This is a genomic window from Melissospora conviva (assembly GCF_049523535.1).
In the GTDB taxonomy this organism is placed as follows: Bacteria; Actinomycetota; Actinomycetes; order Mycobacteriales; family Micromonosporaceae; genus Melissospora; species Melissospora conviva.
In genome coordinates this window covers 612,902-625,365 of the sequence record NZ_JBLLDT010000002.1, presented here as the reverse complement: position 1 = coordinate 625,365, position 12,464 = coordinate 612,902, and the positions used below count along the sequence as shown (strand labels likewise).

7 protein-coding genes are annotated in these 12,464 nt (G+C 72.0%); 6 read left to right on the top strand and 1 reads right to left on the bottom strand.

The annotated features are described in order from the left end of the window. Window positions 1-31: 31 nt before the first annotated feature. The 6 genes from lgt (at window position 32) to ACK8GG_RS07870 (ending at window position 11,454) form a co-directional block, all read left to right on the top strand. Window positions 32-1,309 carry a prolipoprotein diacylglyceryl transferase gene (lgt, locus tag ACK8GG_RS07895; protein WP_440350357.1) on the top strand — a complete coding sequence of 426 codons (1,278 nt, stop codon included), beginning with the start codon at window positions 32-34 and terminating at the stop codon, window positions 1,307-1,309. A 17-nt stretch (window positions 1,310-1,326) separates the two neighbouring features. Further along, the gene (locus ACK8GG_RS07890) at window positions 1,327-2,526 is read left to right on the top strand and encodes an FAD-dependent oxidoreductase (RefSeq protein ID WP_440350737.1); all 1,200 of its coding nucleotides are present in this window, start codon (window positions 1,327-1,329) and stop codon (window positions 2,524-2,526) included. Window positions 2,527-2,835: 309 nt separating this feature from the next. After that, window positions 2,836-7,506, top strand: a complete 4,671-nt coding sequence (gltB, locus tag ACK8GG_RS07885) for a glutamate synthase large subunit (RefSeq protein ID WP_440355936.1) — start codon at window positions 2,836-2,838, stop codon at window positions 7,504-7,506. Beyond that, window positions 7,499-8,989 carry a glutamate synthase subunit beta gene (locus ACK8GG_RS07880; RefSeq protein ID WP_440355935.1) on the top strand — a complete coding sequence of 497 codons (1,491 nt, stop codon included), beginning with the start codon at window positions 7,499-7,501 and terminating at the stop codon, window positions 8,987-8,989. The genes gltB and ACK8GG_RS07880 overlap by 8 nt, the downstream gene beginning before the upstream one ends. A gap of 116 nt (window positions 8,990-9,105) precedes the next feature. After that, on the top strand, window positions 9,106-10,176 hold the full coding sequence (locus ACK8GG_RS07875) for a glutathione S-transferase family protein (protein WP_440354748.1): 1,071 nt from the start codon (window positions 9,106-9,108) through the stop codon (window positions 10,174-10,176). Between the two features lie 168 nt (window positions 10,177-10,344). After that, a complete protein-coding gene (locus ACK8GG_RS07870; RefSeq protein WP_440354747.1) occupies window positions 10,345-11,454 on the top strand; it encodes an endonuclease/exonuclease/phosphatase family protein in 1,110 nt (369 codons plus the stop codon). Between the two features lie 102 nt (window positions 11,455-11,556). On the opposite strand, the gene ACK8GG_RS07865 is transcribed toward ACK8GG_RS07870, so the two are convergent. Then, window positions 11,557-12,426 (bottom strand): aldo/keto reductase, encoded by an 870-nt coding sequence (locus ACK8GG_RS07865; protein ID WP_440354746.1) that lies wholly within the window; start codon window positions 12,424-12,426, stop codon window positions 11,557-11,559. Window positions 12,427-12,464 lie beyond the last annotated feature (38 nt).

Genomic DNA, 12,464 nt, shown 5'->3' with positions numbered 1-12,464 from the left:
GGTCGCCCCGCGTCGGCGGTAGCGTGTCCGGGTGACCCTCGCTTCGCTGAGTCCCCTGGCCGCCATCCCGAGCCCCGACACCGCCGTCTGGCAGCTCGGGCCGGTGCCGCTGCGCGCGTACGCCCTCTGCATCGTCGCCGGGATCGTGATCGCCTCGGTGGTGACCGAGATGCGGCTGCGCCGTCGTGGCGTGGCGCCCGGCGCGGTCTTCGACATCGCCATGTGGGCGGTGCCCTTCGGCATCGTCGGGGCACGGATCTACCACGTGGCCACCTCGTACCAGAACTACTTCGGCCCCGGGCAGGACCCGCTCGACGCCCTGAAGATCTGGCAGGGCGGGCTCGGCATCTGGGGCGCGGTCGCCGGTGGCGCGGTGGGGGCCTGGCTGGCCGGCCGGCAGCTCGGCATCCCGCTGTCGGTGATCGCCGATGCCGTCGCTCCGGGGCTGCCCCTGGCGCAGGCCGTCGGGCGCTTCGGCAACTGGTTCAACAACGAGCTGCACGGCGCCGTGACGACGCTGCCGTGGGGTCTCGAGGTGCACCGGATGGACCCGGCGAACCCGGGCCAGGCGCTGCGGGATGTCAACGGCAACCCGGAGCTGCTGCCCGGCCTCTACCACCCGACCTTCGCCTATGAGGCGCTCTGGAACGTCGGCGTGGCGCTGCTGATCTTCGCCGTCGACCGGCGCTTCAAGCTCGGCCGTGGCCGCGCCTTCGCGCTCTACGTGATGGGTTACACCGCGGGGCGCTTCTGGATCGAGATGATGCGCACCGACACCGCCAACGAGATCCTCGGCGTACGGCTGAACGTCTGGACGGCCGCGGTCGTCTTCCTCGGCGCCCTGCTCTACTTCCTGCTGGTGCGTGGTTCCCGCCAGTACCTGATCCCGATCGAGGCGACCGGCCCGGCCCCGGCCGACACCGGCGACGTCTCCCGGGTCGACGTGCAGGCAGCCGAGCGGGCCCGGCGCGAGGAGGCCGTCCCGGCCGGCTACCGGGTGGTGACCGAGGAGCAGTTCCAGCGCTACCAGGACACCGGCGAGGTGCCGCCCGAGGCGGAGACCGAGCCTGCCGACACGGAAGCGGCCGACCCGGCAGGCCGGGACGGGAACGATTCGGCTCCGGACGCGACGGATGCCGCCGGACCGGACGCGACCGGTTCCGCGGGACCGGACAGCGCGGCATCCGACGGACCGCGCACCGCCCAGCCCGCCGACGTCGCCTCCGCTACGCCGGCCTCCCCGGCGACGGGTGAGGCGGCCGGTGAACCGGCGCGCAAGCCCGGCCAGAAGGCCGAGCGGGACGGCTGAGCGCGATGACGGCAACCATGCGCAGGGCCCTGGTCGTGGGTGGGGGCATCGGTGGTCTCGCGACCGCCGGCGCGCTGTCCCGCTCCGGCTGGCAGGTCACCGTGCTGGAGCGCGCCGACCGCATCCGGGTCGAGCCGACCGCGCTGCTGCTCTGGCCCAACGCCATCCGGGCCCTGCGGGCGCTCGGCCTCAGCGCCGGGCTGGACGCCATCGCCACCCCGCTGCCCGACGCCGGGGTACGCCGTCCGGACGGCCGCTGGCTGGTCCGGCCCCGGCCCGAGCCGGCCGCCGCCACCCCGGTGGTGGTGCACCGTGAGGACCTGCACGACGCCATGATCGCCGGCCTCGGCGACCGGGTGGAGCTGCGCACCGGATTCACCGTCCGGACGGTGCGCTCCGAGGACGGGCAGCGGCCGGCGGTGGGGGACGGCCACGACCTGATCGAGGCGGACCTGGTCGTCGGCGCCGACGGCATCGACAGCGTCGTGCGGTCCCGGCTGGCACCGGACGCGGTCGCCGTCAGCGCCGGCTGCGTCGCCTGGCGGGCGGTCCTTCCCTGGTACCGCGCCCCCAAGCTGCCCGCGGATCAGCCGGTCAACGGCGAGGTGCTCGGCGCCGGTTACCGCTTCGTCTCCGTCTCGCTGGGCGAGCGTGGCTCCTCGGGCGGCTCCAGCCGCGGCGGCATCTACTGGGTCGCCACCGCCGCGGGCGCGCCCCGCCCGGAGCCGGCGCAGACCCAGCTGGCCCTGCTGCAACGCTGGTACGCCGACTGGCCCGCCCCCATCGGGGAGCTGCTCGCCGCCACCGAACCCGCCGACCTGGTGCAGCAGGAGGTACGCGAGCTGCGGCCGCTGCCGCAGTACTACGGCCGCACCGCCGGCCCGGGCGGGCTGGTGCTCCTCGGCGACGCCGCCCACGCCATGCCGCACCATCTCGGCCAGGGCGCCTGTCTGGCGTTGGAGGACGCCGCCACGCTCACCGGCCTGGTCCGGGAGACCGCGCCCGGTGAGCCGCTGCGGGCGGCGGTCGAGGCGTACCAGCGGCTGCGCCGCCCTCGGGTGGCGGAGGTGGTGCGCCAGACCCGGCGGATGTCGGCGGTGCTGCGCAGCCGGGGGCGGCTGGCGCTGCGTGCCCGCGACGCGGCCCTGAGCACCATCAGCCCCCGGCTCGTGCAACAGGCCGGCAGCACCGCGGGGCGCTGGCGCCCACCACTCTGACCGGCACCCCCGCCCCCGGGCGGGGCCGGGTGTGCGGTGACCACCCCGTGCCGAAAGCGCACCGGGGCACCGAACTCCTCGTAGTGAGCTGTGTCACGGGGTGCCCCGCCGCGGACGAGTCGCACCTGCCGAAACCGTTGCATCCGGTGCGGTATCCACCCGGCGGTGGCGCTGGTCTTCGTCGCGAGCCGGAAGTGTGATCAATCCGCCTGGAGCTTGCGCGAAAGGGTCTCCCGTAGACTGAATTGAAGCGCAAGGGCCGACGTCGTCCCGAACATGTTCCATTCCTCCCCGACGACAGGAGGCCTGGTGGCTCTTTCGCATCCCCATCAGCCGCAGACCGCTCCCCGCGCCGACCAGGGGCTCTACGACCCCAGTCGCGAGCACGACGCCTGTGGCGTCGCCTTCGTCGCCGATCTGCACGGCCGCCGCTCCCACGACGTTGTCGCCAAGGGGCTGGCCGCGCTCTGCCGGCTGGATCACCGGGGCGCCCGGGGCGCGGAGACCAACACCGGCGACGGCGCCGGGATCATGATCCAGATTCCGGACGAGTTCCTCCGGGCGGCCGTCGGCTTCGCGCTGCCGCCGGCCGGGCAGTACGCCACCGGCCTGGTCTTCCTCCCCGACGACGACGCCGGCGAGGCGCGCGCCCGCCAGGTGCTGGAGAAGTACGCCCTGGTCGAGGGGGCCGACCTGCTCGGCTGGCGCGACGTGCCGGTCGACGCGAGCGACCTCGGGGCCACGGCGCTTGCCGCGCTGCCCCGGGTGCGGCAGGTATTCCTCGCCGCGCACCGGCTCACCGACGCGCCCGCCGGCCCGGCCGGGGAGCGCCTGGACGGGCTGGAGCTGGAGCGGGTCGCCTACTGCGTGCGCAAGCAGACCGAGCGGGAGACCGCCGAGCGGGGCGTGCCGGCGTACTTCCCGTCGCTGTCGGCGCGGACCTTCGTCTACAAGGGGATGCTCACCCCGGACCAGTTGCCGGCTTTCTTCCCGGACCTGACCGACTCCCGGGTCAGCAGCGCCATCGCCCTGGTGCACTCGCGCTTCTCCACCAACACCTTCCCGTCCTGGCCGCTGGCGCACCCGTTCCGCTTCATCGCCCACAACGGCGAGATCAACACGATCCGCGGCAACAAGAACTGGATGCAGGCCCGTGAGGCGCTGCTGGCCAGCCCGAACCTGCCGGGCAACATCCGCCGGCTCTTCCCGGTCTGCACCCCGGCCGCCTCCGACTCGGCGAACTTCGACGAGGTGCTCGAACTGCTGCACCTGGCCGGGCGCAGCCTGCCGCACGCGGTGCTGATGATGATCCCGGAGGCGTGGGAGAACGACCCGGACATGGCGGCGGCGAAGCGGGACTTCTACCGCTTCCACGCCAGCCTGATGGAGCCCTGGGACGGCCCGGCCTCGGTCGCCTTCACCGACGGCGAGATCGTCGGCGCGGTGCTCGACCGCAACGGCCTGCGGCCGGGGCGCTGGTGGCGGACCACCGACGGGCTGGTCGTGCTCGGCAGCGAGGCCGGCGTGATCGACCTCGACCCGGCCACGGTCATCGAGAAGGGCCGGCTGCAGCCGGGCCGGATGTTCCTGGTCGACACCGCCGCCGGGCGCATCGTCCACGACGACGAGATCAAGGACGCGCTCGCCGCCGAGCAGCCGTACGCCGACTGGCTGCACGCCGGGCTGATCGAGCTGGGCGACCTGCCGGCACGCAAGCACATCGCCTACAGCCACGAGTCGGTACGCCGCCGCCAGCAGACCTTCGGCTACACCGAGGAGGAGCTGAAGATCCTGCTCGCGCCGATGGCGCGTACCGGGGCCGAACCGCTCGCCTCGATGGGCACCGACACGCCGATCGCGCCGCTGTCGACCCGGCCGCGACTGCTCTACGACTACTTCCACCAGCTCTTCGCCCAGGTCACCAACCCGCCGCTGGACGCCATCCGCGAGGAACTGGTCACCAGCCTGCAGTCGACCATCGGCCCGGAGGGCAACCTGCTGGACCCGGGACCGGTCAGCTGCCGGCAGATCGTGCTGCCGTACCCGGTGATCGACAACGACGAGCTGGCGAAGATCCTCTCCATCGACGCGGACGGGGATCTGCCCGGCTTCAAGGCCGTCCGGGTCTCCGGGCTCTACCGGGTACGCGACGGCGCGGCCGGCATCAAGGCCCGGCTGACCGAGATCTGCCGGCACGTCTCCGAGGCGATCGAGGACGGGGTGCGGATCCTGGTCCTGTCGGACCGGGACTCCACCGCCGACCTGGCCCCGATTCCGTCGCTGCTGCTGACCGCCGCGGTGCACCAGCACCTGGTGCGCGAGCAGACCCGCACCCAGACGGCGCTGATCGTGGAGTCCGGCGACTGCCGCGAGGTGCACCACGCGGCGGTGCTGATCGGCTACGGCGCGGCGGCGATCAACCCGTACCTGGCCTTCGAGTCGGTGGAGGACCTGATCACCACCGGCGCGCTGCCGGGCCTCGACGCGCGCACCGCGGTGCGCAACTACGTCAAGGGCCTCGGCAAGGGCGTCCTGAAGGTCATGTCCAAGATGGGCATCAGCACCGTCTCGTCGTACTGCGGCGCCCAGGTCTTCGAGGCCGTCGGGCTCAGCGACGAGCTGCTGGCGCGCTACTTCGCCGGCACCGCCGGCAAGATCAGCGGCATCGGGCTGGCGGAGATCCACGCCGAGGTGGCCGCCCGCCACTCCCGCGCCTGGTCCCAGGCCCCGGCCGACACCCGGCGCACCCTGGAGGTCGGCGGCGAGTACCAGTGGCGCCGCGAGGGCGAACTGCACCTGTTCAACCCGGAGACGGTCTTCCTGCTCCAGCACGCCACCCGTAGCCGCCAGTACGACGTCTTCCGCCGCTACACCGCCAAGGTCGACGAGTTGGCGGCGCAGGCGGGTTCGCTGCGCGGGCTGTTCCAGCTGCGTACCGGTGTGCGCCCGGCGGTGCCGATCGACGAGGTCGAGCCGGTCAGTGAGATCGTCAAGCGCTTCTCCACCGGCGCGATGTCCTACGGTTCGATCTCGGCGGAGTCGCACGAAACCCTCGCCATCGCGATGAACCGCCTCGGCGGCAAGTCCAACACCGGCGAGGGCGGTGAGGACGTCGAGCGGCTGCACGACCCGGCGCGGCGTTCGGCGATCAAGCAGATCGCCAGCGGCCGTTTCGGGGTGACGACCGAGTACCTCGTCAACGCCGACGACCTGCAGATCAAGATGGCCCAGGGCGCGAAGCCCGGTGAGGGCGGGCAGCTGCCGGGCAACAAGGTCTGGCCCTGGGTGGCCCGGACCCGGCACGCCACCCCCGGCGTCGGCCTGATCTCGCCGCCGCCGCACCACGACATCTACTCCATCGAGGACCTCGCGCAGCTGGTCCACGACCTCAAGTGCGTCAACCCGGCGGCCCGGGTGCACGTCAAGCTGGTCAGCGAGGTCGGCGTCGGCACCGTCGCCGCCGGGGTGGCCAAGCTCAAGGCCGACGTCATCCTGATCTCCGGCCACGACGGCGGCACCGGCGCCTCGCCGATGAACTCGCTCAAGCACGCCGGCACCCCCTGGGAGCTGGGCCTGGCCGAGGCGCAGCAGACGCTGCTGCTCAACAAGCTGCGCGACCGGGTCACCGTGCAGGTCGACGGCCAGCTCAAGACCGGCCGCGACGTGGTGATCGCCGCGCTGCTCGGTGCCGAGGAGTTCGGCTTCGCCACCGCGCCGCTGATCGTCTCCGGCTGCGTGATGATGCGCGTCTGCCACCTGGACACCTGTCCGGTCGGCATCGCCACCCAGAACCCGGTGCTGCGGGAGCGTTTCACCGGCAAGCCCGAGTTCGTGGAGAACTTCTTCCTCTTCCTCGCCGAGGAGGTCCGCGGCTACCTCGCCGAGCTGGGCTTCCGCTCCATCGAGGAGGCGATCGGCCAGGCCGAGCTGCTGGACTTCACCCCGGCTGTCGACCACTGGAAGGCCCACGGGCTGGACCTCAACCCGGTGCTGGCGGTGCCGGCGCTGCCCGAGGGCGCGGCCCGGCGCGGTATCCGCGCCCAGGACCACGGCCTGGAGCTGGCGCTGGACAACGAGCTGATCCGGCTTGCGCAGCCGGCGCTGACGCAGGGCCGCCCGGTGCGGGCCGAGGTGGCGGTGCGCAACGACCACCGCAGTGTCGGCGCGATGCTCGGCGGCGAGGTCGCCCGCCGCCACGGCGGCGCGGGCCTGCCGGCCGACACCATCCAGTTCGCGCTGCGGGGCACTGCCGGGCAGTCCTTCGGGGCGTTCCTGCCGCCGGGGGTCACCCTGCGGCTGGAGGGCGACGCCAACGACTACGTCGCCAAGGGCCTCTCCGGTGGCCGGATCGTCGTGCGACCGGATTCGGACGCGCCCTTCGTCCGCGCCGGCGCCGCCGCGGGCGCCGAGGACCAGATCATCGCGGGCAACACCATCCTCTACGGTGCGACCGCCGGCGAGGTGTTCCTGCGGGGCCGGGCGGGGGAGCGGTTCGCGGTGCGCAACTCCGGCGCCACCGCCGTCGTCGAAGGCATCGGCGACCACGGCTGCGAGTACATGACGGGCGGCACCGTCGTGGTGCTCGGCCCGACCGGACGCAACTTCGCCGCCGGCATGTCCGGTGGCAGCGCCTTCGTCTGGCGGCTGGACGCGCGCCGGGTCAACGGTGAGCTGGTGGACCTCGCGCCGCTCGGCGACGAGGAGCGGCAGACGCTGCACGCCCTGGTGCAGCGGCACTTCGCCGAGACCGACTCGGCGGTGGCCGAGGCGCTGCTCAAGCGGTGGCCGGAGGCGGTCGAGGAGTTCACCGCCGTGGTGCCTCGCGACTACCGGCGGGTGCGGGAGATCATGCGGGCCGCCGAAGCTGCCGGCCTCGATGTAGACGAGGCGGTGATGGGGGCGCTCGCCGCACCCGCGGCACCGCCGGCCCGGCCGGCCCTGCCCGCGCCGCGGTCCTCCGAGGAGGTGGCTCGTGCCTGACCCGTCTGGCTTTCTGCGCTACGACCGGCGGCTGCCGGCCCGGCGTCCGGTGCCGGTGCGCATCAGCGACTGGCGTGAGGTCTACCCGCAAGCCGGCGAGGAGCTCACCCGGGAGCAGGCGACCCGCTGCATGGACTGCGGCATCCCCTTCTGCCACAACGGCTGCCCGCTGGGCAACCGGATCCCGGACTGGAACGACCTGGTCCGCACCGGCGACTGGGGTACGGCGATCGAGTCGCTGCACGCCACCAACAACTTCCCGGAATTCACCGGCCGGCTCTGCCCCGCCCCCTGTGAGGCCGCGTGCGTACTCGGCATCAACGGCGGCGCGCCGGTGACGATCAAGCAGGTCGAGGTCGAGATCATCGACCAGGCGTTCGACCGGGACCTGGTCGCGCCGCAGCCGGCCTCGGTGCGTTCCGGCCGGCGGGTGGCGGTGGTCGGCTCCGGTCCGGCCGGGCTCGCTGCCGCGCAGCAGCTGGCCCGGGCCGGGCACGACGTCACCGTCTTCGAACGCGACGAGGCGATCGGCGGGCTGATGCGCTTCGGCATCCCCGACTTCAAGCTGGAGAAGCGGCACATCGCCCGCCGGCTGGCGCAGATGCAGGCCGAGGGGGTCCAGTTCCGCACCGGCGTGAACGTCGGCGTGGACGTCACCGCCGAGCAGTTGCGCGCCGAGTACGACGCCGTGCTGCTGGCCTGTGGCGCGCTGGTCGGCCGGGACACCCCGGAGACGCCGGGACGCGCGCTGCGCGGCGTGCACCAGGCGATGGAGCACCTGGTCGCTGCCAACCGGGCGGTTGCCGCCGCCGGAGACGGCCCGGTTGACGCGGCCGCCATCGACGCCGCCGGCAAGCACGTGGTGATCATCGGTGGTGGTGACACCGCCGCGGACTGCCTCGGGGTTGCCCACCGGCAGGGCGCGGCCGGCGTACACCAGCTCGACCTCTACCCGGCGGCCCCGCACGAGCGGGACGAGGAGCGCGACCCGTGGCCGACCTGGCCGTGGATCCTGCGCGAGTACGCCGCCCACGAGGAGGGTGGCGAGCGGCTCTTCGCCGTCGCCGTACAGGAGTTCGTCGACGACGGCACCGGGCAGGTCCGGGCGGTACGCGTCGCCGAGGTGACAGTCGAGAAGCGCGACGGCCGCCGCATCCTGCACGTCGTGCCGGGCAGCGAGCGGGAACTGGCTGCCGACCTGGTGCTGCTGGCGATCGGCTTCGAGGGCACCGAGCAGCAGCCGCTGCTGGCGCAGTTCGGGGTGACGCGCAACCGGCGCGGCGCGGTCGACGCCCGGCCGGACTGGCAGACCGACGCCGACGGCGTCTTCGTCGCCGGTGACATGCACCGCGGCGCGTCGCTGATCGTCTGGGCGATCGCCGAGGGGCGCGCGGCCGCAGCCGGCATCCACCGCTATCTCGACGGCGCGGGCGAGCTGCCCGCGCCGGTCGACCCGGCCGCCCAGGCGTTGGCGGCCGGCTGACCGGAGCCCGCAGCTCCCGGGCAGTCCGCAGTTGTTCGCACGCCCCCGTCGGGACCCGCACGTGGTCGCGGCGGGGGCGGCTGCGTACCCGGGGCCCGGACGGGTAACGTCCGAGCATGTCGAAGGCAGCGGACACAGCAGCAGAGAACCGGCCGGAGCAGGCCGGAACCGAGCAGGGCAGGTACGTCATCGCGGGCGGGGAGTTCACCCGCGACCAGCGCTACATCGCCACCCGGATCACCGCCGACGGGCGCGACGGTTACCCGGTCGAACCCGGCCGCTACCGGCTGGTGGTCAGCCGGGCGTGCCCCTGGGCGAGCCGGGTGATCATCCAGCGCCGGCTGCTCGGGCTGGAGGAGGCGCTGCCGATGGCGGTCGCCGGGCCGACCCACGACGCGCGGAGCTGGACCTTCGACCTCGACCCCGACGGCCGGGACCCGGTGCTCGGCATCGAGCGACTCCAGGAGGCGTACTTCGCCCGCTTCCCCGGGTACGAGCGGGGCATCACCGTGCCGGCGATCGTTGACACCACCACCGGACAGGTGGTGACCAACAACTACCCGCAGATCGAGTGGGACCTGGCGCACGAGTGGCGCGCCCACCAGCGCCCCGGCGCCCCCGACCTCTTCCCCGAGGCGCACCGGGAGGAGATGACCGAGCTGGACAAGGTCGTCTTCAAAGACGTCAACAACGGCGTCTACCGGTGCGGCTTCGCCGGCTCGCAGGAGGCGTACGAGAAGGCGTACGCGCAGCTCTTCGGCCGGCTCGACTGGTTGTCGGCGCGGCTGGAGCAGCAGCGCTACCTGATCGGCGACACCATCACCGAGTCCGACATCCGGCTCTTCACCACGCTGGTGCGCTTCGACGCGGTCTACCACGGCCACTTCAAGTGCAACCGCACCAAGCTGACCGAGATGCCGGTGCTCTGGGCGTACGCCCGGGATCTCTTCCAGACTCCGGGCTTCGGCGACACCGTCGACTTCGACCACATCAAGCGGCACTACTACCAGGTGCACACCGACATCAACCCGACCGGCATCGTCCCCTGTGGTCCGGAGCTGGAAGGCTGGCTGAGCCCGCACGGCCGTGAGGCACTCGGTGGCCGCCCGTTCGGCGACGGCACCCCGCCGGGGCCGCCGCGCGCCGACGAGGTCGTACCGCCGGCCCACACCCCGTACGCAGCCTGACGGAGCGGCTCCTGGGTCGCCGTGCGGCAGGGCGGCGCCCAGGTGAGCGCGAGCGGCGTTGTGCCGCGTAGGCGAAGGCCACATAGGACAGCGCGCTGCTGTTCTGGTCGTTAGCCTGTCATCCCTAACGGATCTTGATTAGGGAGTCACGCAGGGATGCTACGGAGAATGATCGCGGCGGCGGTGTCAGCGGTGCTGGGCATGGTGGCGGGGGCCGCCGTGCTGTCGGGAGCTGCGTTCGCCATGGAGACGCACACAGCCCCGGAGAAGACCATCAGGGTGATGACCTGGAACGCCTGTGGCAACAATCCGGGCTGCAAGTTCTATGACAATCCGACGGGGCTGGTCGGCACCGTGGTGTGGCACATGCAAAACCACGGCGCCTACGCCGATGCGGCAATAATTCAGGAGTTCTGCCGCTCGCAGGCCGTGACGCTGGAGGCCAGGCTGGAGGCCGCGTACGGCTATGGCTGGGACGTGCGGTTCGCGCCCATCAAGGTAAAAAAGACCGACACCCCGGAGACTTCCCCGAACAAGCAGTGTGTGCAGGGGCGGGGTGACTACGGCATCGCCATCGCGGTGCCGGATGAGAACACCTGGTGGGAGCCGCGCTACCTGCCCTCGCCGACCAATGCCGAGTGGCGGGTAGCCATGTGCGCCACGGTCGACTCGTGGTGGGTGAAGATCTGCAACGCCCATCTCAGCTACAACGGTGACGACCCGGATTACGGCTTCCGCACGCAGCAGGTGGCGGCCTACAAGTCGTTCGTGAGCCCGTCGCGCTTCCGGGTGATCTTCGGTGGGGACTTCAACCTCCAACCGCCTGCTGTGGTCGGCTACGCGGGCGGAGGCATGACCCCGATCTATGATGAATTTGTGGAGTGTGCGCAGGCTGACCAGAGTTCGCCGCGTACAGGACCGGGCACCTTCTATACGACCAAGCCGCACGACAACTCGCACATGGTCAAGTTCGACTACCTTTTCGCCGACCCGCCCCTGCCGCACACTTGCGGTCGGGTAGGTGGTGGGCCGGTTGAGTCCTCCGACCATATGCCCATCTGGATGACGGTCGACATGCCCGCACACGTGACCGGTACGGTCACTCGTTCCGCGAGCGGAGGCTGTCTCCTGTTGAACGGTTACTGGCTTCTGGACGGTCCCTCGGACGTAATCCACGAGGGCGCCCGTGTCACAGTCACGGGACGTGTGGAATCCGGAGACCATTCCGGCTGCCAGCAGGGCACCGCTCTGAGGGTGGAGACCGCCGAACCCGCCTGAGCATCCGGCACCTGAGCTACCGGCAGAGCGATCTGTCGGTACCTCAGGTGCCAGCCGGCGATGTTGCGTCAGGCGGAGCGGGTCGGGCTCAAACCGCGTTGCTCAGACCGCCTTGGTGAGGGCGGCGTACTCGTCGTCGGTGAGCTGCACCTGCGCGGCGGCGACGTTCTCCTCCAGGTGCGCCACCGATGAGGTGCCGGGGATCGGGAGCATGACGGGGGAGCGGCGCAGCAGCCAGGCGAGTGCGAGCTGCGCCGGGGTGGCGCCGTGCTCGCGGGCGATGGCGTCCAGCGGCCCGCCGGGCTTGGCGAGCTCACCGGTGGCGATCGGGAACCACGGGATGAACGCCAGGTCGTTGCGCTCGCAGTACTCCAGCACCTCTTCGGACTGGCGGTTGGCCACGTTGTAGAGGTTCTGTACCGAGATGATCGGCGTGATCGCCTGCGCCGCTTCGATCTCGGCGACGCTCACCTCGGAGAGTCCGATGTGGCCGATCTTGCCCTCCTGCTTGAGCAGGACCAGTTCGCCGAGCTGGTCGGCGAGCGGCACCTTCGGGTCGATGCGGTGCAGCTGGTACAGCGGGATCTGCTCCAGGCCGAGGTGGCGCAGGCTCAGCTCGCACTGCTGGCGCAGGTATTCCGGCCGCCCGACCGGCCGCCAGTCGTGCGGGCCGGAGCGGGTCAGCCCGGCCTTGGTGGCGATGACCAGGTCGTCGGCGTACGGGTGCAGCGCCTCGCGGATCAGCTGCTCGCTGACGAACGGCCCGTACGAGTCGGCGGTGTCGATGAAGGTCACGCCGAGCTCGACGGCGCGGCGCAGCACCCGGACCGCCTCGCCCGGGTCTTTCGGGTCGCCCCAGACACCGGGTCCGGTGATCTGCATCGCGCCGTAGCCGAGCCGGTCGACGGTCAGGTCCCCGCCGATGCGGTAGGTGCCCGATGCCTTCGCGGGTCGTGCGTCGGCGTCTGCCATGAGTGGATCTCCCATTCCTCGTCGGATGTCTCACCTCG

What these genes read in the sequence shown, in the direction of transcription:
- ACK8GG_RS07890 (WP_440350737.1), top strand. Translation starts at nt 1,327, where the DNA reads ATGCGCAGGGCCCTGGTCGTGGGTGGGGGCATCGGTGGTCTCGCGACC.
- ACK8GG_RS07875 (WP_440354748.1), top strand. Translation starts at nt 9,106, where the DNA reads ATGTCGAAGGCAGCGGACACAGCAGCAGAGAACCGGCCGGAGCAGGCC.
- ACK8GG_RS07870 (WP_440354747.1), top strand. Translation starts at nt 10,345, where the DNA reads ATGATCGCGGCGGCGGTGTCAGCGGTGCTGGGCATGGTGGCGGGGGCC.
- ACK8GG_RS07865 (WP_440354746.1), bottom strand. Translation starts at nt 12,426, where the DNA reads ATGGCAGACGCCGACGCACGACCCGCGAAGGCATCGGGCACCTACCGC.